The 21,035-nt window shown below is 70.9% G+C and carries 22 protein-coding genes; 4 read left to right on the forward strand and 18 right to left on the reverse strand.

All coding sequences use genetic code 11. The features are described 5' to 3' along the window. Positions 1 to 103 precede the first annotated feature (103 nt). Positions 104 to 1,210: a branched-chain amino acid ABC transporter substrate-binding protein gene (locus F1C12_RS04765; protein WP_258046118.1), complete on the reverse strand. Its 1,107-nt coding sequence runs from the start codon at positions 1,208 to 1,210 to the stop codon at positions 104 to 106. Between the two features lie 341 nt (positions 1,211 to 1,551). On the opposite strand from F1C12_RS04765, the gene F1C12_RS04770 reads away from it, so the two are divergent. Continuing rightward, complete coding sequence (locus tag F1C12_RS04770; protein ID WP_258046119.1) at positions 1,552 to 2,622, forward strand: GNAT family N-acetyltransferase; 1,071 nt, start codon at positions 1,552 to 1,554, stop codon at positions 2,620 to 2,622. Positions 2,623 to 2,635: 13 nt separating this feature from the next. Here F1C12_RS04770 and F1C12_RS04775 read toward each other — a convergent pair whose 3' ends face one another. The 3 genes from F1C12_RS04775 to F1C12_RS04785 all read right to left on the reverse strand — a co-directional run bounded on the left by F1C12_RS04775 (position 2,636) and on the right by F1C12_RS04785 (position 3,760). Beyond that, positions 2,636 to 2,926, reverse strand: coding sequence for a type II toxin-antitoxin system RelE/ParE family toxin (locus F1C12_RS04775; protein ID WP_185277668.1), 291 nt, complete (start codon positions 2,924 to 2,926; stop codon positions 2,636 to 2,638). Continuing rightward, complete coding sequence (locus tag F1C12_RS04780; RefSeq protein ID WP_185277669.1) at positions 2,923 to 3,156, reverse strand: type II toxin-antitoxin system ParD family antitoxin; 234 nt, start codon at positions 3,154 to 3,156, stop codon at positions 2,923 to 2,925. Before F1C12_RS04780 ends, F1C12_RS04775 begins: the two co-directional genes overlap by 4 nt. A 133-nt stretch (positions 3,157 to 3,289) precedes the next feature. Then, positions 3,290 to 3,760 carry a DUF2867 domain-containing protein gene (locus F1C12_RS04785; RefSeq protein ID WP_185277670.1) on the reverse strand — a complete coding sequence of 157 codons (471 nt, stop codon included), beginning with the start codon at positions 3,758 to 3,760 and terminating at the stop codon, positions 3,290 to 3,292. A gap of 408 nt (positions 3,761 to 4,168) precedes the next feature. Here F1C12_RS04785 and F1C12_RS04790 point away from each other — a divergent pair, with 408 nt between their 5' ends. Then, entirely contained in the window at positions 4,169 to 4,654 is a 486-nt protein-coding gene (locus F1C12_RS04790) for an SRPBCC family protein (protein WP_185277671.1), read from the forward strand. Between the two features lie 192 nt (positions 4,655 to 4,846). Here F1C12_RS04790 and mutM read toward each other — a convergent pair whose 3' ends face one another. The 10 genes from mutM to F1C12_RS04840 form a co-directional block, all read right to left on the reverse strand. Next, positions 4,847 to 5,770: a bifunctional DNA-formamidopyrimidine glycosylase/DNA-(apurinic or apyrimidinic site) lyase gene (gene mutM, locus F1C12_RS04795; protein ID WP_185277672.1), complete on the reverse strand. Its 924-nt coding sequence runs from the start codon at positions 5,768 to 5,770 to the stop codon at positions 4,847 to 4,849. Continuing rightward, entirely contained in the window at positions 5,748 to 6,461 is a 714-nt protein-coding gene (rnc, locus tag F1C12_RS04800) for a ribonuclease III (protein ID WP_185277673.1), read from the reverse strand. The genes mutM and rnc overlap by 23 nt, the downstream gene beginning before the upstream one ends. Positions 6,462 to 6,515: 54 nt before the next feature. Beyond that, positions 6,516 to 6,719: a 50S ribosomal protein L32 gene (gene rpmF / locus F1C12_RS04805; protein ID WP_055919953.1), complete on the reverse strand. Its 204-nt coding sequence runs from the start codon at positions 6,717 to 6,719 to the stop codon at positions 6,516 to 6,518. 2 nt (positions 6,720 to 6,721) lie between these two features. Continuing rightward, a complete protein-coding gene (locus F1C12_RS04810) occupies positions 6,722 to 7,228 on the reverse strand; it encodes a YceD family protein (protein WP_374939574.1) in 507 nt (168 codons plus the stop codon). 77 nt (positions 7,229 to 7,305) lie between these two features. Then, positions 7,306 to 9,570, reverse strand: coding sequence for a transglutaminase family protein (locus tag F1C12_RS04815; protein ID WP_185277674.1), 2,265 nt, complete (start codon positions 9,568 to 9,570; stop codon positions 7,306 to 7,308). After that, entirely contained in the window at positions 9,563 to 10,915 is a 1,353-nt protein-coding gene (locus F1C12_RS04820; RefSeq protein WP_185277675.1) for a DUF58 domain-containing protein, read from the reverse strand. Before F1C12_RS04820 ends, F1C12_RS04815 begins: the two co-directional genes overlap by 8 nt. Before the next feature lie 3 nt (positions 10,916 to 10,918). Then, entirely contained in the window at positions 10,919 to 12,034 is a 1,116-nt protein-coding gene (locus F1C12_RS04825) for an AAA family ATPase (RefSeq protein WP_258046120.1), read from the reverse strand. A 13-nt stretch (positions 12,035 to 12,047) separates the two neighbouring features. Continuing rightward, positions 12,048 to 12,530, reverse strand: a complete 483-nt coding sequence (gene coaD, locus F1C12_RS04830) for a pantetheine-phosphate adenylyltransferase (RefSeq protein ID WP_185277676.1) — start codon at positions 12,528 to 12,530, stop codon at positions 12,048 to 12,050. Positions 12,531 to 12,619: 89 nt separating this feature from the next. Next, a complete protein-coding gene (locus tag F1C12_RS04835) occupies positions 12,620 to 14,833 on the reverse strand; it encodes an ATP-dependent DNA helicase RecG (protein ID WP_185277677.1) in 2,214 nt (737 codons plus the stop codon). After that, positions 14,830 to 15,603, reverse strand: coding sequence for a tetratricopeptide repeat protein (locus F1C12_RS04840; protein WP_185277678.1), 774 nt, complete (start codon positions 15,601 to 15,603; stop codon positions 14,830 to 14,832). The genes F1C12_RS04835 and F1C12_RS04840 overlap by 4 nt, the downstream gene beginning before the upstream one ends. 48 nt (positions 15,604 to 15,651) lie before the next feature. Between F1C12_RS04840 and rsmD the strand changes: the two genes are divergently transcribed. Next, positions 15,652 to 16,227 (forward strand): 16S rRNA (guanine(966)-N(2))-methyltransferase RsmD, encoded by a 576-nt coding sequence (gene rsmD, locus F1C12_RS04845; RefSeq protein ID WP_185277679.1) that lies wholly within the window; start codon positions 15,652 to 15,654, stop codon positions 16,225 to 16,227. Positions 16,228 to 16,317: 90 nt separating this feature from the next. Here rsmD and F1C12_RS04850 read toward each other — a convergent pair whose 3' ends face one another. After that, positions 16,318 to 17,313 (reverse strand): thiamine-phosphate kinase, encoded by a 996-nt coding sequence (locus tag F1C12_RS04850; protein WP_185277680.1) that lies wholly within the window; start codon positions 17,311 to 17,313, stop codon positions 16,318 to 16,320. Positions 17,314 to 17,339: 26 nt separating this feature from the next. On the opposite strand from F1C12_RS04850, the gene F1C12_RS04855 reads away from it, so the two are divergent. After that, a complete protein-coding gene (locus F1C12_RS04855) occupies positions 17,340 to 17,855 on the forward strand; it encodes a DUF3515 family protein (protein WP_185277681.1) in 516 nt (171 codons plus the stop codon). Between the two features lie 222 nt (positions 17,856 to 18,077). Here the strand turns inward: F1C12_RS04855 and F1C12_RS04860 are convergent, their stop codons facing one another. From F1C12_RS04860 to F1C12_RS04870, 3 genes are read right to left on the reverse strand one after another with little or no spacing between them, the layout of a single operon-like run. Further along, a complete protein-coding gene (locus tag F1C12_RS04860; protein WP_185277682.1) occupies positions 18,078 to 19,169 on the reverse strand; it encodes a D-alanine--D-alanine ligase family protein in 1,092 nt (363 codons plus the stop codon). After that, positions 19,066 to 20,223, reverse strand: coding sequence for an NAD(P)H-dependent glycerol-3-phosphate dehydrogenase (locus F1C12_RS04865; protein WP_185277683.1), 1,158 nt, complete (start codon positions 20,221 to 20,223; stop codon positions 19,066 to 19,068). The genes F1C12_RS04860 and F1C12_RS04865 overlap by 104 nt, the downstream gene beginning before the upstream one ends. Further along, positions 20,216 to 21,019, reverse strand: coding sequence for a lysophospholipid acyltransferase family protein (locus F1C12_RS04870; RefSeq protein WP_185277684.1), 804 nt, complete (start codon positions 21,017 to 21,019; stop codon positions 20,216 to 20,218). The genes F1C12_RS04865 and F1C12_RS04870 overlap by 8 nt, the downstream gene beginning before the upstream one ends. Positions 21,020 to 21,035 lie beyond the last annotated feature (16 nt).

Raw genomic sequence — 21,035 nt, forward strand, 5'->3', positions numbered from 1 at the left:
CCGGATCGTCGTTGGTCCGGCTCAGTTCTTACGAGCGTACGAGCGAGAGTCGAAACAAAGGTGCCGCGGGCCACGGTGGCCCGCGGCACCTTCGCGTGTCGCGTTATCCGATGGTTCCGATCGGGACGATCTTGCCGCCCTCGACCTTGTACCCGTAGACGGTCGGCGCCTGGAGCTCACCGGTGGAGTCCCACTTGTAGTGCTTGCTCAGGCCGTCCGCGTCGTAGTTCTTCACCCAGTCGACGAGCTTCGGGCGGGTCGTGTTGCCCTTGTCGATGCCGGCGAGCAGCACGGTCGTGGCGTCGTAGCCCTCGATCGAGTAGGTGCCGGGCTCGGCGTTGGCGAGCGACTTGTAGGCCGACTCGAACGACGGGATCAGCTCACCCGGGATGCAGGGGCAGGTGAAGTACGCGTTGCTGGACGCGTCGCCGGCCAGCTTGATGAACTGGTCGTCCTTCACACCGTCGGGGCCGACGAACGTGCCCGTGTAGCCCTTGTTGACCAGCTGCTGGTCGAAGGGAGCGCCCTCGGCGTAGTAGCCCGAGTAGTACACGGCGTCCGGCTTCGCGTTGATGATCTTGGAGATCACCGCGGAGAAGTCCTTCTGGCCGGTCGTCACCTTGTCGGTGCCGACGAGCGCGCTGCCGAGCGCCTTGGAGGTCGTGGTGCCGAGGCCGATTCCGTAGTCGGAGTCGTCCTGGACCAGGTAGACCTTCTTGGCCTGCAGCTTGTCGGTCAGGAACTTCGCCGCTGCCGGGCCCTGCACGGCGTCGTTGCCGAGGCCGCGGAAGAAGGTCTTCCAGCCGTTCTGGGTCAGCGCCGGGTTGGTCGCGGACGGGGTGATGTGCACCAGGCCCTGCTGCTCGAAGATGTTTCCGGTCGCCTTGGACTCACCGGAGAACGGCAGGCCCACGACACCGACGATGTCGGCCTCGTTGACCGCCTGGGTGACCGGGCCGGTCGCCTTGTTCGGGTCGCCCTCGGTGTCGAACTTCTTGAAGCCGACCTGGCATCCCGCGTTGGCCTTGTTGTGCTGGTTGATGGCCAGCTGGATGCCGTTGAAGATGTTGATGCCCAGCTGGGCGTTCGGGCCGGTCTCGGCTCCGACGTACGCGATGGTGAGCCCGGAGGGGCAGGTGGCCTTGCCATCACCCGCGGGGAGCACCGCGTCCTTCGGGGTGGAAACCGAGGTGATAGCGGGGATGTTCACCTTCGAGTTGGTGTTGGTGGAGCCACCAGTTGACGGCTGGTTGGCACAGCCAACGAGGAGCAGTGCGACTGACGCTGCAACAGCCGCACCGATCGTGACTTTCTTTCCTAGCATCTTCTGCCTCTCGACGTGAATCCGTGTCGAACGCGGCGTGTTTGCCTCGTCGCACCACGAATATGTGTGCTGAGACTACCTGTAATGCAAGCATTTGCACCCGCCATTTGCGCGCAGATTTACACGATCGAAACCAAACGGTTCGATGCTCTTCACAGCGATCCGAACCGGGGTTAGTGTGGGCGGTTGGCCGCATATTGACGATTCGACGACAGCGGGAGGCAGCGGTGCGCATCGAGCGGCTCTCACCTCCCCCGGCTCTCGGCACCGCGGAGTCGCTGCTGTTCGAGGAACTCGTCGGCGTCCTCAACGGCATCAGCGTGGCGCTGTGGCGGGCCGACGACTTCGTGGAGACGGCGGAGGAGGCGCTGGCCGCCTTCCGAGCGCAGGACTACCAGGAGAAGATCGTGCTCGTCGCGATCGAGGACGGCGTCGTCGTCGGCCGCGTCCAGGCGGACTTCCCGCTGGACGAGGAGGCCGAGACGATGAGCCTCCTGGTGGACGTCGCCCCCGCCGCCCGCGGCCGCGGCATCGGCTCGGCGCTGCTCGCCGCCGGCGAAGAGCTCGCGGCCGAGGGCGGCCGGCGTGTCGTCAGCGCGTACACCGAGCACCCGGCCGCCACCCTCGGCGACAGCGTGTCGGTCATCCGGGCGCGCGCCGGCTCCGCCGGGCTGCCCGCCGAGTCGCGGGACGTCCGCTTCGCCCTCCGCCACGGCTACCGGCTTGGCCAAGTGGAGCGCTCCAGCGAGCTGCTGCTGCCGCTCCCCCGGGCGCGGGAGGCCGGCCTGGCCAGCACGGCGGCCTCCGCCACGGGCTACCGCGCGGTCTCCTGGCTGGGCCACGCGCCCGACGAGCTGCTGGAGCCGTTCGCGGCGCTGAAGGCGCGGATGTCGACCGACATCCCGCAGAGCGGCATCGCGGTCGACCGCGAGGAGTGGACGGGCGAGCGGGTGCGCGCGCAGGAGCGCGAGCTGGCCGAACGCGGCGAGCCGCTGCTGGTCACCGCCGCCGAGCACATCGCCACGGGCGAGCTGGCGGCGTACACCGAGATCGCGGTCCCGGCCGACGGCGACAAGGCCGAGCAGTACGACACCCTGGTCGCCCTCCCCCACCGCGGCCACCGCCTCGGCACCCTGGTCAAGCTCCAGAACATCCACGAGTTGGCGCACCACGCTCCGCACATCCACCGCCTGCTCACCTGGAACGCCGACGAGAACGCGCCGATGCTCGCGATCAACCGGGCGTTCGGGTTCCAGCTGCACGCGCTGACGGGGCACTGGCAGAAGACGCTGGGGTGAACGGCGGCAGCCTCTACAGGTGCCTGGTCGGATCCATCCGCTGATGCAGGATGCGAATGACATCGACACCGTCGCCGTTCGCGACGTAGAAGAGCAGATGGCTCCCGATCGCGTAACGCCGGTAGCCGGTCCGAATGTCGTCACAGGCGCGCCCGCGTTCCGGGTCAGCCGCAATGCGCTCGATGGCCGCGCGGATCTCGGTCACATACGTCTCGGCCTGACGCACATCCGAGGTCTCCTGTGTGAAGTCCCAGATCGAGGAGAGATCGCGCCGCGCGGCCGGAGTGAACCGGAACCGGGTCACGACTTCTTCGCGGCGATGAACGCGTCGAAGTCGAACGCCTCCGGTTCGCCACTCTCCTCGCCTGCTACCAGCGCGGCTCGAAGCGCGGACATCTGCGTCTCCTGGTCCTCGAGCAGGCGCAGCCCGGCGCGCACGACTTCGCTTGCGGAGCGGTAGCGGCCCGTCGCCACTTCGTGCGCGAGGAAACCGGCGAAGTGGTCGTCGAGGCTGATCGACGTGTTCATGGCCATGCGGGCCACATTACCAATCTTTGGTAATCGACGCAGCCCCTGACTCGGTTCGTGCCCCGTTATTAGCACCCTCCTGATGCCACTTTTCGAGTGTCAGCACTCATTGCTCTCCGCGCGCCGAGGCACAGACCTCTCACTGCCCTCTGTTTCCGTGACTTCGTGCGAGGCGGCCGAAGAACACCCTCATAACGAGCGGATGCCCGAGGCGGAGCCCTCGCGCGTAGATCCGCCCGAAGACATTGTGTGTTGTCACTGTGGTCGTCACCTCGATCCGGGTGCCATTCCTAGTCTCATTCGCCGTCAGTGAGCTGCGAAAGGATAAATGTCTGTCCGCGATCCCGAATTCGATCCGGTCTAACGATTCCGCGATGACCGGGAAAGGCCCGAGGAACTTCGGTCCGGTGCGCTCCCCTTCCCCAGCCCGGGAGGCGAACGACTCCACGCCGAAGGGACGCACGACGACGTTCCTGACAGCGATGGCCGCCTGGATGGGCGCGGGGCGAGCCCCGAATAGTCGTTCACCCCACTCCCGGGCGGTGGCAGGGGCCACCGATCCCAGGTCGACGCTTTCCAGCCACTCGATCGTGCGTGTGATCTGCCTCATGTGAATCCCCAGCTCTATCTGCCTCGATGCCGCCCGACCCGCGGTCGAAGGCTCGTACGTTCGATAGACAGCGTTTCTCCGGGAGACACGCGGTCTCGCCGAAAACGAGCAACGCTCCATCCAGTCATGCCGACAACCACTGGTTCGAATAATCCGCGAGGTGGAGGCAACGACGGCACGAGGAGCGCACGGATGACAATGCCCGATATGGTGTGGCGTTTCACTCTTAATTCCATGCTTCTATTTCTTGCTTCAGGTGTCAAGTGGCGGAGCCGACTTGCCTCGGGTGAAAGGACAGCCGTCGAAACGCGATGGCACGACAGTAACATGCTTCATGTGGTGATTTCAGTTGTCAGCACAAGATGTAGATTTGGGAGGAAACAACCGATTCCACCTCGGGGAGCCCCAATGCCGACGATCGAAGCCAGCACGACCGTTCCCGTAGAGCCTGACGTGGCGTTCGCGGTCTCCCAGACTCACGGGGATCTACGGCTGCGCTGGGATCGGTTCATCCGCGCCGAGCGACTGCTCGACGGTGCCACCGCGCAGGATCGCGGGGTACGCACCTGGACACGGCACAGGAGGGGCATGGCGATGGTCAGTGAATGCGTCTCATTCAATCCCCCGTCGAACACTGGAATGCGCATGACCGAGGGGCCGTGGTTTTTCGAACGTTTCGCGGGTGGATGGCAGTTCAGGCACGCAGAGGGCGGCGGCACACGAGTGATGTGGCGGTACAGCTTCTCGTGCAGACCTCGTTGGCTCGCGCCGATCGCAGAGCGGATCGGAACCCTGGTGCTGCGACGAGAAATCCAAGCGCGCGTGACCAGTTTCGCTGCCGGCTGCGCGGACGAGGCGCTGCTGGCGAAAGTACAAAGCGACGCTCACCCATGACACGGGAGTAGTCCCGTTCACAACTCCGGAGATCCCGCCCCCTCGCGGCCGTTTCGCCGGACGAACGGACAGTTCCCCGGTGTGTCGAGCTGGGTCTCCGGAGTTGCAGCAACTCCGGAGGAATCGGTGGACACGCCGCGCGGGATGCCGTAACTCCGGACATCCGCGGCGGATTCGGGCGGGGTTCCGGAGTTACGGGCGCGGCGCCCGCAGCCGCTGGCACCGCGGGCAGAAGTGCGACGACCGGTTAATGAACCGCTCGCGCACGATCGGCGTCCCGCATCGCGGGCACGGCTTCCCGTCCTGCCCGTACGCGTTCAGGCTGTGCGCGAAGTAGCCCGAGTTGCCGTTCACGTTCACGTACTGCGCGTCGAAGCTCGTGCCGCCCTCCGCCAGCGCCTTCTCGAGCACGTGCCGCACCTCCGCCAGCAGCGCACGTGCCCGAGCGCGGCTCAGCGACGACGCCGGCTGCTCGTAGTGGATGCGGGCCGCCCAGAGCGCTTCGTCCGCGTAGATGTTGCCGACGCCGCTGATCACCGTCTGGTCGAGGAGGACGCGCTTGATGCCGCTGTTCTTGCGGGCCAGCGCGGCGAAGAACCCGGCGTCGTCGAACGCCGGGTCGAGCGGGTCGCGGGCGATGTGGGAGACCTGGGTCGGGATCAGCGGCTCGTCGGTGCCGAGGCCGGCCGGAGCGCCGTCGGTGGTCGGGACGAGCGAGTCCACTGCCATCGAGCCGAAGATGCGCTGGTCCACGAAGTGCACCCACAGCTCGCGGTGGTCGCCGGGTAGGGTCGCTGCGGTCTCGATGTGGAGGCGGATGCGCAGGAGGCCCGCCTCGTCCCAGCCGGGCTCGCGCAGCAGGATCTGGCCGCTCATCCCGAGGTGCGCGACGATCGCGCGGCGCGGCGAGCCCTGCAGCGGGATCCAGAGGAACTTGCCGCGGCGGGCCGGCTCCTCCATCACGCGGCCGGTCAGCAGCGTCTCGAAGGCGCCCGCGACCGGGTCGTGGCGTTTCAGCGAACGCGGCTCGAAGACCTCGACCCCGAGGATGGTCGCACCCGTGACCGCCGGCGCCAGTCCGGCGCGGACGACCTCAACCTCGGGGAGCTCTGGCACGGCGGCGGTTCAGCTCGGTCCAGGCGCTGAGCGCGGCGGCCATCTCGGCCTGCTTCTTGCTCGTGCCCTCCCCCGTCGCGGTGACGAGGTCGCCGACCGAGACGGTGGCGTGGAAGGTCTTGGAGTGATCGGGGCCGGTGTTGGTGACGGTGTAGACCGGGAGGCCGGCGCCGCGGTGGGCCGCGGCCTCCTGGAGGCTCGTCTTGGGGTCCATCGCCGCCCCGAACCGATCCGGGTCCGCCAGCAGCGGGTCGACCAGACGCAGCACGAGTGCCGTCGCCTCATCCCCTCCGGCGTCGAGGTAGGCGGCGCCGATCAGCGCCTCCACCGTGTCGGCCAGGATGGACGCCTTGTCGCGGCCGCCGCTCTGGTTCTCGCCGCGGCCGAGGCGCAGATACTGGCCCAGGTCGATGCTGCGCGCGACCTCCGCCAGCGCGACCGAGCTGACCAGGCTGGCCCGGCGCTTGGCGAGCTCGCCCTCGTCGAGGTCCGGGTTCTCCCGGAACAGCTTGACGGTGACGGCCTGCCCGAGGATCGAGTCGCCGAGGAACTCCAGGCGCTCGTTGTTCGGGATGCCGCCGTTCTCGTACGCGAACGACCGGTGGGTCAGCGCAAGCACGAGAAGCTCGGGGTCGATGTCGACCCCGAGCTTCTCGATGAGGGCGGAGCGGTCAGTGTTCTCCCCGACCACGTGCTCCCTGCCCCCTACTTGTTGCGTCCTGCGCTGTTCAGCCCTGTGGGCGGATCAGACGTCGGCGACCTTGCGGCCCTTGTACTCCATGAAGAGCGCGGTGCCCGCGGAGTCCTCGACGACCTTGGCGCGGTGCGGGAGGCTGTAGACGACCTTGCCGTTCTCGATCGACTTGACGAGCGTGGGGACCTCGGCCTTCCACTGCGAACGGCGGGCGTGGGTGTTGGCGCGAGACTGCTTCCGCTTCGGAACGGCCATGACTATCTCTCTTCTCCAGCCCCGGCGGCCGGGGCGTTGTTGCTGGTGGACTCGGTGTCGGAAGCCTGGAACGCCGCGAGCGCGGACCAGCGAGGAGCGATGGTCTCGTTCGGCTTGCGGTCCGGTACATCCGCCAGCCTCTCCCCGGTCTCTGGATCGAGACCCGGGCAGTCCGGCCGGCACACCGGCTGAAACGGCAGTGACAACACCACCGCATCCCTGATCAGAGGTTCAAGATCCACGTGGTCGTCGTGAACCTCATAATCAAAAGCTTCCGTAGAAGGATACGCGAAAAGTTCCTGGAAATCGACTTCGACAGGCTGGGCGATGTCGATCAGGCAGCGTCCGCAGACGCCGGTGGCGGTGGTCTCGGCCTCCGCCGTGACCAGGATCCCCTCGTGCATCGACTCCAGCCGGAGGTCGAGTTCGATGGTCTCGCCCTCGGGGACGGACAGGAGTCCCTCGCCGAGTCTCGCGTCGACCGGGATGCTGACGTGCTGCTCCCGCATCTCGCCGGGACGCCGCATCAGGTCGTACACGTTGACGATGTACGGGCTCTTTCTGAACGTGCTCACGGTCGACTATTTTACGCGGGGCCGCCGACGCTCGCAGGCGACCGCCAGCCGGCTGGCAGCAACGACACAGGAATGAGCGCCGCCTTCAGCCGTACCCCGCGGCCCGCCTGCGCCTCGAGCGCGGCGATCACGCGCTGGAGGTCGTCCGCGAGACCCACCGCGACGGCGCGCGTCGGCGGCCCGAAGGCGTCGCGCTCGCGCACGTCCAGCAGGCGCAGCACGGCCTCCTCCCCCGGCGTGCCTTCGACCGCGGCGGCGATCCGGCGCGCGAAGACGCGCGGCGTCTCGGTGTCAGGGGCCGACCAGCCCAGGTCGCGCGCGGTGTCGCGCAGCTCGTCCCAGACGATCGACGCGCCGCCCCACGACTCGGAGAGCCGTCTCAGCCTGGCCCGTCTGCGCATCCGGCGCAGCACGGCGGGGGTCAGGAGCACCGCCAGCACCAGCAGCGCCACGCCGAGCCCGGAGAGCACCGGCTGCAGCGGCGACGGCGGGGTGGTCCCGGCCGCGCCCGCGACGTTCGGCTGGTCGGTCGGGACGAGGCGCTTCGGCGCGGCGGACGAGCCGGGCGCCGAGGTCGGGGCCACCTGGTCCGGGGTCGCGTTCGGGCGCGTATAGCTCGGGATGGTGCCGCGGCCGACCGTCGGCTCGAACGGCACCCAGCCGACGCCCGCGAAGTACAGCTCGGGCCAGGCGTGCAGGTCGTCGCTGGTCACCGTGTAGGTGCCGGGGCTGTTCGCGGTCCCGCCGCTCGATGTGCCGGGCAGGTAGCCCTCCGCCACCCGCGCCGGGATGCCGAGGCTGCGGGCCATCAGCGCCATCGCCGAGGCGAAGTGGACGCAGTAGCCGCTCTTGACCTCCAGGAACTTCGCGATCACACGCGCGCCGTCTCCGTCGTAGCCCTGCTTCAGCGGCGTCTGCGTGGAGTACACGAAGCCGTTGTCGCGGAAGTAGTCCTGCAGCGCCACCGCCTTGTCGTACTCCGAGACCGCCCCCGCCGTCGCGGCCAGCGCGGTCTGCCCCACGATCGCGGGCATGTTGGACGGCAGGAAGAGGTCGCGCTGGATGTCGGCGGGGACGAAGCCTCCCGCCGCCTTCAGCTGGTCGGCCGTCGGCGCCAGCACGAGGCTGGTCGCGGTGTACTTCTGGCCCTGCGTCGTCACGTTGATGCCGCCGAGGGTGAGGTCGTCCGGATCCCACGACCAGGTGCCGTTCAGGCCCTTCACCGACTGCACGGGCGCCGGGACCGGCAGCCAGCGGCTGGTCATGTCGTCGATCTCCACCGTCGTGCTGATCTTGCTCCGCTTCACGGTGTCCGACAGCCCGGGGACCGGCCCGACGGCGACGCCGTCGGAGAGCCGCTTGGTGTCCCGCTCGCGGTGCTTCCAGACCGAGCCGGTGAACTGGTCGAGCGAGGCGAGCTTGAGGTACTGGCCGGCGGAGGCGGTGGTCGTGTAGGTCAGCGCGCGGACCGCGGCGGGCCTGCGGAGGTCCTTGCCGAGGTCGATCAGCGGCGTCACAGTGCCGCCGATCGAGATGCCGCCTGCGGTGAAGGAGGTCGCTCCGCCCTTGTCGAATCCAGGAGCCGTCCCGGACAGCAGCATCGCCACGACGACCGCCGCGGCCCCGACGGACAGCGCGGCGCCGGGTCGTCCTGCTCCCGGGCGCCTGGTGCGGACGTCGGAGCGCAGCAGCCAGAGGAACGCCGCGGCGGAAGCCGCCAGCGCGATCGGGTCCAGCCCGTCGCCCAGCAGCGCGCCCGGCACGACGAGCACCGCCGCGACCCCGATGGCGGTGAAGGCGGGCGCGCGGATCGCGATGGCCAGGATGTCGAGCACGATCGCGATCAGGCAGGCGCCGGCCACGACCAGGAAGATGAACTCGGGAAGGCTCTCCGCGGGCGTCCCCTGCTGGTAGATCGAGAGCATCGCCTGCTGCAGGTACACGCCCCAGCGCTGCACGGTCGCCGGCGTCGGGATGAGCCCGAGCAGCCCGGTGCCATTTCCGAAGGTCACGGTCATGACGATCGCGGCGAGCACGACTTCGAGCACGGGGACCAGTCCGCGGTGCACCCCGATCGTGCGGAGGCCCGCGCCGCTCACCAGCAGGAACGCGCTGGTCAGCATGAGCGCGAACCACCACGTCGGCCCTTGGATGAGCCCACCGAGCGCGAAGCTGAGCGCGAGCATCTGCAGGACGAGCGCTCCGGTGATCCGCCAGTAGGCCTGGCGCCGGCGCCGGACGCCGGTCAGCCCGAGCGGGACGGCCTCGCTAACCATGGCCCACCACCGCCCGCTGCCGGTCGAGGGCACGCTGCCAGCACTCGGCGGGGTCGTCGCCGACGGAGAACGGCACGCACAGCCAGCCGGCGTCGGCGAGCACCTCCTCCACCTCTGCGCCCGCCGTCTCGCCGATGAAGGCGACCGCCGGGTCGCCCATCCCGCGGAGGCCCGCGAGCGACCCGAGCTCCGGCGAGCCGTCGAGCAGCGCCGCGAAGATCGGGACGGAGCGGCCGGCCCGGCGCAGCCCGGAGGCCAGCTCGGCGACCGCGTCGTCGCGCGTGTCGGCGGTCGCGTCGACCGCGGCGAGGTCCGCGAGCAGCAGCCGGTCGGCGGCGCCGCGGTCGTAGGTGGGCGTCACCGACCCGAGCGTGCCGGTCCTCCCCGCCCCGCTGCGGCCGGAGAGCTGCCGCGGCGCGGTCTCGACCACGCTGAGCACGAACCCCTCGTCGAGGAGGTGGACGCCGACCGACGCCACCAGCTCGATCAGCGTCTCGAACAGTTCGTCCTCCGGCTCGTACGCGCTGCGGGTGGCGGGCCGGATGACGCCGGGCGGTGTCGGCGCCGGCCGGGTGTCCATCAGGATCCAGGCCTCCGGATTGCTGCGCTGCTCCTCCTGCCGGACCATCAGCTTGTCGTGCCGCGCCGTCGCCCGCCAGTGCACCCGGCGCAGCGGGTCGCCCGGCCGGTACTCGCGCGCGATCAGCTCGTCGGCGCTCGGGATGCTGTGCCGCTGCAGCTCGTGTTCCGCGCCCTCGCTGTGCGCCACGTCCAGCTCGCCGCTGGTCAGCGGCACGACCCGCGGCGTCACCAGGAGCTGCCGGGGCTGCCCGAGCGCGTACTCCGCGTACGCCACGCCGAACGGGTCGGTGCGGCTCACGATCAGGGGCCCCACCGGGTGCGAGCCGCGCTTGTAGGCGACCACGTCCTGCCGCAGCACGACCGTGTCCCGTCCGTGCGTCACGTTGACCTGGTGGGCGCCGAGCCGCGGGAACGGCGCAGACCTCTGCACCTCGACCCCGGCCGGGGCATACTCGCGCCAGCGGGCCGGAGGGCTCGGCCGGGTGGACTGGTTGCGCGCCGTGGTGACGATGGTCGCCTGCTCCCCCACCGCGACGATGTCGGGATGGAAGGTACGGGCGACGGTGAGCCGCGGCCGGTCGAGGGTCACCGAGATCATCGCCGCGAGCGGCAGCACCGTGAGGAAGACGCCGATGAAGAGCACGTCCGTCCGGCCGAAGAGCGCGGAGGCGGCCAGCGCGACGACGCCGACGGCGCCGAAGGTCCAGCCGCGCGCGGTGGGGCGCGGCTTCTTCAGGGGCGACGGCCCCCAGCGCCCTGCCATGGCCTACTCCCCGCCTGTGCGCGCCGCTCCGGAGGCGGCCCGGCCTCTGCCGGCGCCCGCCGTCTCGCTCCCGCCGCCGATCGCGCCGGAGCCGACCGGGACGGGCGTCGCGGCGACGATCCGGCGGACGATGTCCGCGATCACCGGGGCGCTCTCATGGTGGTGGCCGAGCGCGCGGCTGGTCGGCAGCAGCCGGTGGCCGAGCACCGGGACCGCCAGGGCGTCGATGTCGTCGGGCAGCACGAAGTCGCGGCCGTCGAGCGCCGCCATCGCCTTGGCCGCGCGCACGAGCTGCAGCGTGGCGCGGGGGCTCCCGCCCAGCCGGAGGTCGCGGTCCTCGCGCGTCGCGCGCACCAGGTCGACCGCGTACTGCTTGACCGGCGTCGACGCGAACACCGCACGGGCCGTCGTCATCATGGAGCGCAGCTCCTCCGAGGTGACCACCGGCCCGATCCGGGACAGCGGGCTGGAGGTGTCGCGCGTGGTCAGCATCGCGAGCTCGGAGTCGTCGTCCGGGTAGCCCATCGCGATGCGGGCCATGAAGCGGTCGCGCTGCGCCTCCGGGAGGGCGTAGGTGCCCTCCATCTCGACCGGGTTCTGCGTCGCCACGACGATGAACGGCGCGGCCAGCGGATACGTCGAGCCGTCGACCGTGACCTGCCGCTCCTCCATGCACTCCAGGAGGGCGGACTGTGTCTTGGGGCTGGCCCGGTTGATCTCGTCGCCGATCACGATGTTCGCGAACACCGCGCCCGGCTTGAACTCGAAGCGCCGCTCCGCCTGGTTGTAGACCGAGACGCCGGTGACGTCGCTCGGCAGCAGGTCGGGCGTGAACTGGATGCGGCTGACCGAGCAGTCCACCGACTTCGCCAGCGACTTGGCCAGCATGGTCTTGCCGACGCCCGGCACGTCCTCGATCAGGAGGTGGCCCTCGGCGAGCAGGACGACGAGCGCCGTCTGGACCGCGTCGTGCTTGCCGTCGATGACGGACTCCACGTTTGCGGTGATCTGCTCCGCGGCGCGCCGCAGCTCGTCCAGGTCCATCCCCGGCGCGGGCAGGCCCACCTCCTCCGGGGCGACAGAGGATTCCGTGGGCTGGCGCGTCGCGTAACTGTTCATCTCTCCACCCGGGTCATGTGGTTGACAGCAGCTCGGATACGGCGGGAGGCACGTAGGGGCTCACGTCCCCGCCGAGGTTGGCGACCTGGCGCACGAGGGAGCTCGACACGTGCGCGTTCGCCGGATCGGGAAGCAGGAAGACCGTCTCGACGTCGGCGAGGTGGCGGTTCACGATCGCCATCGGGGTCTCGTAGGCGACGTCGACCTGGGAGCGGATGCCCTTGACCAGCACATCGGCTCCGACATCGGTGCAGTAGTCGACCAGGAGGCCGACCGACCAGGAGGCCACGACGATGCGCCCCTGGATCCCGGCGTCCTCGATCGAGCGCTCGATCAGCGCCACGCGCTGCGCGATGGGCAGCAGGGCCGACTTGTCCGGGTTGTGCACCACCAGGACATGGACCTCGTCCCACAGCCGAGCGGCCCGCTCGATGACATCGAGATGCCCGAGAGTGACCGGGTCGAACGATCCAGGGACTACGGCGATCCTGTTCATAGGGCACCAGACTATTACGCAGTACCCGGCATTTCGTTGTGAATCCGTTATCTTCACAGAGCAGAGTGTCGCGTGGCCCGGCGGCTGCGTCAGGACTTGCCGAGGAAGGCCCGCTCCGACTCGTCGAGCCGCCGGGCGAGCGCCGCGGCGAGGGCGGGATGCGCGGCCAGGCCGCCGTCGTCGAGGGTCTCCGCCGCTGCGACCCTGGCCTCCGAGATCAGCTCGCCGTCGGACACCACGCGCAGCAGCTTCAGCGACGACCGGCCGCCGGACTGGCGGCTGCCGAGCACGTCGCCCTCGCGGCGCAGCTCCAGGTCGACGTTGGCCAGCTCGAACCCGTCCAGGGTGGCGGCGACGGCGTCGACGCGCTCGCGGGCGAGCGAGCCCTCTTCGGCGTAGGTGACGAGCAGGCAGAGCCCGGGGATGTCGCCCCGGCCCACCCGGCCGCGGAGCTGGTGGAGCTGGGAGACGCCGAACCGGTCGGCGTCCAGCACGATCATGGCGGACGCGTTCGGCACGTTGACGCCGACCTCGATCACCGTCGTGGCGATCAGGAGGTCGAGGTCGCCGGCGGCGAACGCCCGCATGACCGTGTCCTTCTCGTCGGACGACAGCCTCCCGTGCAGCACGCCGACGCGCGTCCCGGCGAACAGCGGGTCGGCGCGCACCTGGGCTGCGACCGACTCGACGTTCGCGGGGACGCGGGGCGGGCCTGCCGCCTCGTCCGCGTCGTCCGGCTGCGGCTCCTCGCCGTCGTCCTCGGCCTCCTTGGCGCTGATCGCCGGGCAGACGACGAAGACCTGCCGGCCGCGCCCGATCTCCTCGGACGCGCGCTCCCAGATCCGGCGCTCCCAGCCCGGCCGGTCGGCGAGCGGGACGACGAAGCTCTCGATCCCCTGGCGTCCCGCGGGCAGCTGGGCGATGGTGGAGACCTCCAGGTCGCCGAACACCGTCATCGCGACCGTGCGCGGGATGGGCGTCGCGGTGAGCACGAGCACGTGCGGCGGCGTGCCGCCCTTCGCGCGCAGCGCCTCCCGCTGCTCGACGCCGAAGCGGTGCTGCTCGTCCACGACCACCAGGCCGAGGTCGAAGAACGTGACGGCGTCACCGAGCAGGGCGTGGGTGCCGACCACGATCCGGGACTGCCCGCTCACCGTCCGCAGCAGCGCCCGCTTGCGCTCGGCGGTCGAGAGCTGGCCGGTGAGGAGCGTCGGCATCACCTCGGCGGAGAGGTCGGGGCCGAGCATGTCGGCGATCGAGCGCAGGTGCTGGGCGGCCAGGACCTCCGTCGGCGCGAGCAGCGCGGACTGGCCGCCGCTGTCGGCCACGGCGAGCATCGCCCGCAGCGCGACCAGGGTCTTGCCCGAGCCGACCTCGCCCTGCACCAGGCGGTGCATCGGCTCGGCCGAGCCGAGGTCGTGCGCGATCTCCCGGCCGACGTCGGCCTGGTCGCCGGTCAGGGTGAACGGCAGGACGGCGTCGAACCGCTCCAGGAGCCCGCCCGGCGTCGCCTGCCGCGGGGTCGCCGCGACCGAGCGGTTCTCCGCGCGCTGCTGGAGGAGCGCGGCCTGCAGCACGAACGCCTCCTGGAAACGCAGCGCATCGCGCGCCCGCTGCCACTCGGGGTTCTTCTGCGGCCGGTGGATGCCCTCCAGCGCCTCGCGGAACGGCAGCAGCCCGCGCTCCGTCGCGATCGAGGCCGGCACCGGGTCGGGGCACGGCCCGAGCGCGTCGAGCGCGAGGCCGACGGCCTTCTGCACCTGCCAGCTCGCCACCGTCCCGGTCGCCGGGTAGATCGGGATCGGGGTCTGCGCCCACTCCTTGGCCGCGGCGCTGCCCGGGGCGACGGCGTTCTCCGAGTCTTCGGCGAAGAGCTCGTAGTCGGGGTGCGCGAGTTGCAGGGCGCCGCGGTACGCGGAGACCTTGCCGGCGAAGATGCCCCGCACGCCAGGGGCGAGCTCCTTGGAGCGCCAGGCCTGGTTGAAGAACGTGAGGGTCAGGATGCCTTCGCCGTCGGAGATCTTGACCTCCAGGATGGACCCGCGCCTGGCGCGCATCGGCCGCTCCTGCACCCGCAGCACCTCGGCGACGATCGTCACGTGCTCGTCCAGCGGCAGGTTCGCCAGCGCGGTCAGCTCGCCGCGGCTGGCGTAGCGGCGCGGGTAGTGGGCGAGCAGATCGGCGACGGTGCGCATCCCGAAGGCCTTCTCGAACGCGGAGGCCGTGCGCCCGCCCAGCACGCCGGTCAGCCGGGTCTCGAGCGCGACGGAGCCGCCGGAGGCCGGGGCGGTGCTGGAGGTCATGGTTCGATCGTAGGGGCCGCCTCCGTCGCCGCGTCGCGCACATGCGCCTCGACCTCGGCGAGGGCGGCGAGCTCGTCCGCCACGTCGCTCTCCCCCGGGCGCTCGGCCGCGAGCCTGGCCTGGATGTCGAGGGCCTCCTGCCAGCGGCCGACCTCGCGCAGGCAGCGGGCGAGCGACCAGCGCGCGGCGAACTGCTGGTCGAGCGTGCCGTAGCGCTCCGCGGCCTCCAGGGCGGCCTCGAACGAGCCCAGCGCCTCCTGCGGTCGACCGGCTTCGAACAGCGCCCAGCCGCGGTTGTTGTGCAGGGCGACGCCCCAGCGCAGCGTCCGGGGGTCCGTGACCGCCGCGAGCTCGGCCAGACCCTCCTCGGTCCACTGCTCGGAGCGGGCGGGGTCCGCGATGGCGAGCATGTGGGCGGCGTCGACCGCGAGGAACGCGTCGTCGTCGCGCCGCGCCGCCAGCAGGGCGCTCTCGAACAGCCGGACGGCCTCCGCCCGCAGCCCCTCTGTGTTGCGGAGGCGGCCGCGCTCGAGCAGGATGCGCACGGCGAGCGTGCCGAGCGCGGGCTCCAGGGAGTCGAGCAGTCCGTCCGCCTCGGCGTACCGGCCTTGCAGGCCGAGGGCGCGGGCGCGCTGGGTCTCCAGCTCGGCCCGCACCAGTTCGGGGCGGTCCGGCTCTGCGGCAGCGATCGCGAAGCGTTCGGCGGAGGCGATGGGGTCGTCATACCGCCATAGGGCGTCGAGTTCCGCCTGCTGGAGGCGTTCGTCCATCCTCCTATTCTGCTGACGCCGCGGCGGCACCGCTAGGCTCGGATGGCTATGACCCGAATCGTCTCCGGCTTCGCCGGCTCGCTGACGCTCCAGGTGCCGAAGTCGGGCACACGCCCCACCAGCGACCGCGTGCGCGAAGCGGTGTTCTCCGGGCTGGACGCGCGCGACGCGGTCCGCGGGGCGCACGTGCTCGACCTGTTCGCCGGCTCCGGCGCGCTCGGGCTGGAGGCCGCCAGCCGCGGGGCGTCCCGCGTGCTGCTGGTCGAGAAGTCGGCGGCGGCCGCGGCGATCTGCCGGCGGAACGCGCAGGCCGTGGTGCGCGCGGCGCCGAAGGACGCCCGGCCCGAGGTGGACGTGCGGGCGACGGCGGTCCTGCCGTACCTGGCGGCCGCCGGATCGTCCGCGGCGCGCTTCGATCTGGTGTTCGTCGACCCGCCCTACGACCTCCCCGACGCCGACCTGCTTGCCGTGCTCACCGCGCTCGTCCCACTGCTGACCGAGGACGCGCTCGTCTGCGTCGAGCGCAGCACCCGCGACGGCGCCCCCACCCTCCCCGGCCCCCTCACCCTGGACCGCACCCGCACCTACGGCGAAACCGCCGTCCACTACCTGTCCCCCGCCTGACCACCGCCACCGGAGGACTCCCGCCCTCCCCGGCCGTCGATCTCCTCCGCCGGCTGATCGCACCCGGCGTGTCGGGCCGGATCTCCTCCGTCAGCCGCTGTGGCCGTCCCACTCCAGATAGGGGTCCCAGCCGCCGCGCTCGTCGAAGGGGTGGCCGTCGACCAGGAGGCCGGCGCCCTTGCGGACCGTGCCGACGCGCCGGAAGCCGCCGGGCAGCTCCGTGTCCGGCGGGAAGCAGGCGAGGAGGCCGTGGTCCTCTCCCCCGGTCAGCGCGGTGAGCGGGTCGTCGCCGAGGGCGGCGCGATCGAGGTCGATGGCGACGCTGCTCGCTTCGGCCACCCGGCGGGCGTCGAGCGCGAGGCCGTCGCTCAGGTCGAGCATCGCGGTCGCGCCGGCGTCCGCGGCCAGGGGGCCGTCGGCGACGGGAGGCCGCGGCCGCAGCTGGGCGCCGACCAGGTCGGGATGCGCGGCGGCGACGGCCGCGAAGCGCTCGCGGTCGGGCACGCCGTCCACGTCGACGGCCTCCGCGAACAGCAGCCGGAGTCCCGCCGCCGCGGCGCCGAGCCGACCGGAGACCGCCACCACGTCGCCAGGACGAGCGCCGCTCCGCAGCACAGGGCCGCGGCCCCGGAGGTCGCCGAACGCGGTCACCGCGAGCGTCAGCGTGTCCGAGGCCGACAGGTCGCCGCCGACCACGCCGCAGCCCGGCGCGAGCTCGGCGCACGCCGCGCGGAAGCCGTCCGCGATGTGCTCCAGCGCCGACACCGGGAGCGTCTGCGGCGCCGCGATCGCGACCACGAGCGCCGTCGGCACCGCGCCCATGGCGGCCACGTCCGACAGGTTGGTCGCCGCGGCCTTCCAGCCCAGGTCCTCCGGGGACGACCAGGCCAGCCGGAAGTCGGGGCCGTGCACCATCATGTCGGTGGTCACCACGAACCGGCCGTCCGGCGCCGCGAGCACCGCGGCGTCGTCACCGGGGCCGACGAGCGTCGCCGCCGACTCCGGCAGACGCGGGAAGATCCGCTTCAGCGCCTCCCGCTCGGACGCACCCGCGACGGTGTCGGCCGCGCTCCCAGAATCCACCATGACTCACAACGGTAGCCTGAATCCTGATGTCCGCTCGCCGCTCCGCCCTCGCCCTCGTGCTCGCCGCCGCCGCGCTCGCCCTCGCCGGGTGCGCGCCCACGGTCTCCCTCGACCCGGGGGCGGACGCGAACAACCCCGGCTGCGCCGAGATCTCCGTCCGGCTCCCCGACTCGGTGGCCGACAAGGACCGCCGCCAGACCGACGCGCAGGCGACAGGCGCCTGGGGCGACCCCGCCGCCGTGCTGCTGCGCTGCGGCGTCCCGCCGATCGGGCCGACGACGAAGCCGTGCGTGGATGTCAGCGGCGTCGACTGGGTGCTGATGTCCGACCCCGCCGCGAAGCAGGTCGTCTACCAGACCTTCGGCCGGACGCCGGCGACGGAGGTCATCATCGACCACGTCTCCGGAGCCTCCGACGCCGCCGTGCTGCCGGAGTTCGCCTCGGCGATCTCGAGCGTCAAGCAGACCGAGAAGTGTCTCTCCACGCTCGACACGACGCTCACGCCGCCGTCGGCGACGCCGAGCCCGACGCCCTCGCGCTGACGCCGCACATTCGTGCCGAATCTCGCGTTACGCGCTGCGATTCACGACATTCGGCACGAATGGCCCCCGCGCAGTCACCGCTCACATTCGGCACGAATGTCGCGTTTCGCGCGCGCATTCGCGACATTCGGCACGAATCGCGAGGCGCAGGGCAGCTCACATTCGTGCTGAATGTCGCGTTTCGCGCGCGCATTCGCGACATTCGGCACGAATGTGGGGGGGCTACGCGCGCGCGATGGCCACCTGCAGGAGCTCGTCGATCAGCTCCGGGTAGGCCAGCCCCGACTCCTGCCAGCAGCGCGGGAACATCGAGATCGGCGTGAAGCCCGGCATCGTGTTGATCTCGTTGACCACGAAGCCGTCTTCGGTGAGGAAGAAGTCCACCCGGGACAGGCCCTCCGCGCCGATGGCGTCGAACGCCCGCACGCCCAGGTCGCGCATCTCGGCCAGCTCGGCGTCGGTCAGTTCGGCCGGGCAGACCAGGTCGATGCCCGGAGCGTCCAGGTACTTGGCCGCGAAGTCGTAGAAGTCCCGGCCGGTGATGACGATCTCGCCTGCCACCGACGCACGCGCCGGCTGGCCCGGACGGCCGCCCAGCACCGCGATCTCCACCTCGCGTCCGACCACCGCGGACTCGATCAGCACGCGGTCGTCCTCGGCGAGGGCGGTGTCGATCGCCGCTCCCAGGTCGTCCCACGAGGTGACCTTGGACACCCCGACGCTGGAGCCGGCCCGGGCGGGCTTCACGAACGCCGGGAGTCCGAGCAGCTCGGCCTCGCCGCGTACGGACTCGCGGTCGGTCGCCCACTGGTAGGCGGTCACGGTCTGCCACGGCGCGACGGGGATGCCCGCCTGCTGCAGCACGGTCTTGGTGAAGTGCTTGTCCATGCCGAGCGCGCTCGCGAGCACGCCACTGCCGACGTACGGGAGGCCGACGAGCTCGAGCATGCCCTGGACCGTGCCGTCCTCGCCCCACGGGCCGTGCAGGATCGGGAACACGACATCTACCGCGCCGAGCGCCGACCGGGTGCCGTCGGCCGCGACCACGGACAGCTCGCGCGAGGTCGACGACTCCGGCCAGACGATGCGCGAACCGTTGTCCTCCACCTCCGGGAGGGCGTCCGCGTTCAGCGCGAAGCGCGCCGCGTCGTCCGGCTGCAGCGTGAAGGCGCCCTCGTGGGTGATGCCGACGGGGATGACGTCGTAGCGGTCACGGTCGATCGCCGCCAGGACTCCCGCCGCCGTCGCGCAGCTGATCGAATGCTCGCTTGAGCGACCTCCAAACAGAAGTGCGACTGCGACCTTGTCCGTCATCCGTTGTCCTCTCTCCCTGGGGTTCGTCGTCCTCGGTGGTCAGATGGGGCGCGATATCCTTCGGGTCGAGCGTCCCGGCGAGCACCTGGCTCACCTGGCGGACGATCGGCATGTCCACGCCGCGCTCCTCCGCGAGGCGGAGGATCGGCGCCACTGACGCAAGGCCCTCCGCGGTCTGGTTCATCTGCTTGACGACGTCGTTGAAGCTGTAGCCCTGCCCGAGCAGGCGCCCGGCGGTGTTGTTGCGGCTGAGCGGCGACTCGCACGTGGCGATCAGGTCGCCGAGGCCCGCGAGGCCGGAGAGCGTCACGGCTTCCGCGCCGTACGCTACGGCGAAGTCGGTCATCTCGACCAGGCCGCGGGTGATGATGGACGCCTTGGTGTTCTCGCCGTAGCCGACGCCGTCCACGATGCCGATCGCCACCGCGATGAGGTTCTTCAGGACGCCGCCGAACTCCGTGCCGATGACGTCGGTGTTCACGAAGCTGCGGAAGTAGCGGTTGGTGGCGGCCATCGCCACGGCCTGCGCGGTCTCCAGGCTCTCCGAGGACACCACCGCGGCGGTCGGCTGCTCGCGCGCGATCTCCAGCGCGAGGTTCGGCCCGGACGCCACCGCGATCCGCTCGGCCTCGATCGGGAGGCCCTGCGCGATCACCTCGCTCATCCGCAGGCCGGTGCCCTTCTCCACGCCCTTCATCAGGCTCACGAGGATGGTCGACGGGCCGAGGTGCGGCGCGATGGCGTCCAGATTCGAGCGCAGCGTCTGGCTCGGGATCGACACGAACACCTGCTCGGCGCCGCGCATCGCCTCGCCGATGTGGGAGGTCGCCCGCAGGTTGCGCGGGAGGTTGATGCCCTCCAGGTAGTCGCTGTTGCGCTTGACCTCGTTGATCTCGCGCGCCACCTCCGGGCGGCGCGACCAGAGCACGACGTCGTTTCCGCCGTCGGCCAGGATCTTCGCGAAGGTCGTCCCCCAGCTTCCGGCGCCGAGGACGGCGATGCGGCGGGGAGGCGTAGTCGGTCGTGCGGCCGTCCGGCCTTTCCTGTCAGCCATCGAAGCGGCCGGTCTCCTTCTGGTTGTGCGCCGCCGGGTCCCAGCGGGTCTCGGGCGCCTTCTCGCCGCGCAGGTCCTCCAGCAGCGCGGTGATGGCGTTCATGATGACCTCGGTCGCCTCGGTGAGGGTCGCCTGGTCCAGGTTGCGGCCCCGGAACGCGGACAGGTCGACCGGGTCGCCGACCTTGACCGCGATGGTCTTGCGCGGGAAGAAGCTGATCTTCTTGGCGTAGCGCGCCATGACCTGTTGGGTGCCCCAGTGCGCGATCGGGATGACGGGGAGGTCGTGCTCCAGCGCCATGCGGGCCGCGCCGGTCTTGCCGCGCATCGGCCACATGTCGGGGTCGCGGGTCAGCGAGCCCTCCGGGTAGATGACGACGACCTTGCCGTCGTCCACGATCTTCTGCGCCTCGGCCAGCGGGGCCGCGCCGCGCCCCGACCCGCCGCGCGCGACCGGGACCTGCCCGGACTTGCGCAGGAACCACCCGGCGACGGGGACGCGGAACAGGCTCTCCTTGGCGAGGAACCGCGGCAGCCGCCCGAGTTTCCACACCACCATGCCGATCATCACCGGGTCGATCTCGCTGTAGTGGTTCGGCGAGATGATGTAGGCGCCGTGCTTCGGCAGTTTCTGGCCGTCGGTGATCCGGAACCGGGCGAGCAGGCTCCCCAGCGGGACGATGAGGCCGGCCAGCACCCAGAAGATGGTGGGCCTGCTCTTCTCGGAGCGCTGACGAGCGGGCTTCGCGGGCGCGGACGCAGACGGGTTCACGGGTTCATCGGGATGGGGCACCATCCCATTATCCAGGGCC

It is taken from the genome of Leifsonia shinshuensis, from assembly GCF_014217625.1.
GTDB classification, from domain to species: Bacteria; Actinomycetota; Actinomycetes; order Actinomycetales; family Microbacteriaceae; genus Leifsonia; species Leifsonia shinshuensis_A.

Coding starts and splice junctions, on each gene's coding strand:
- F1C12_RS04820 (WP_185277675.1), bottom strand. CDS start 10,915: ATGGCAGGGCGCTGGGGGCCGTCGCCCCTGAAGAAGCCGCGCCCCACC.
- F1C12_RS04835 (WP_185277677.1), bottom strand. CDS start 14,833: ATGACCTCCAGCACCGCCCCGGCCTCCGGCGGCTCCGTCGCGCTCGAG.
- F1C12_RS04850 (WP_185277680.1), bottom strand. CDS start 17,313: ATGGTGGATTCTGGGAGCGCGGCCGACACCGTCGCGGGTGCGTCCGAG.
- F1C12_RS04810 (WP_374939574.1), bottom strand. CDS start 7,228: ATGCGGGAGCAGCACGTCAGCATCCCGGTCGACGCGAGACTCGGCGAG.
- F1C12_RS04855 (WP_185277681.1), top strand. CDS start 17,340: ATGTCCGCTCGCCGCTCCGCCCTCGCCCTCGTGCTCGCCGCCGCCGCG.
- rsmD (WP_185277679.1), top strand. CDS start 15,652: ATGACCCGAATCGTCTCCGGCTTCGCCGGCTCGCTGACGCTCCAGGTG.
- F1C12_RS04840 (WP_185277678.1), bottom strand. CDS start 15,603: ATGGACGAACGCCTCCAGCAGGCGGAACTCGACGCCCTATGGCGGTAT.
- F1C12_RS04870 (WP_185277684.1), bottom strand. CDS start 21,019: ATGGTGCCCCATCCCGATGAACCCGTGAACCCGTCTGCGTCCGCGCCC.
- F1C12_RS04825 (WP_258046120.1), bottom strand. CDS start 12,034: ATGAACAGTTACGCGACGCGCCAGCCCACGGAATCCTCTGTCGCCCCG.
- F1C12_RS04815 (WP_185277674.1), bottom strand. CDS start 9,570: ATGGTTAGCGAGGCCGTCCCGCTCGGGCTGACCGGCGTCCGGCGCCGG.
- F1C12_RS04860 (WP_185277682.1), bottom strand. CDS start 19,169: ATGACGGACAAGGTCGCAGTCGCACTTCTGTTTGGAGGTCGCTCAAGC.
- F1C12_RS04865 (WP_185277683.1), bottom strand. CDS start 20,223: ATGGCTGACAGGAAAGGCCGGACGGCCGCACGACCGACTACGCCTCCC.
- F1C12_RS04785 (WP_185277670.1), bottom strand. CDS start 3,760: ATGAGGCAGATCACACGCACGATCGAGTGGCTGGAAAGCGTCGACCTG.
- coaD (WP_185277676.1), bottom strand. CDS start 12,530: ATGAACAGGATCGCCGTAGTCCCTGGATCGTTCGACCCGGTCACTCTC.
- F1C12_RS04790 (WP_185277671.1), top strand. CDS start 4,169: ATGCCGACGATCGAAGCCAGCACGACCGTTCCCGTAGAGCCTGACGTG.
- rpmF (WP_055919953.1), bottom strand. CDS start 6,719: ATGGCCGTTCCGAAGCGGAAGCAGTCTCGCGCCAACACCCACGCCCGC.
- F1C12_RS04780 (WP_185277669.1), bottom strand. CDS start 3,156: ATGGCCATGAACACGTCGATCAGCCTCGACGACCACTTCGCCGGTTTC.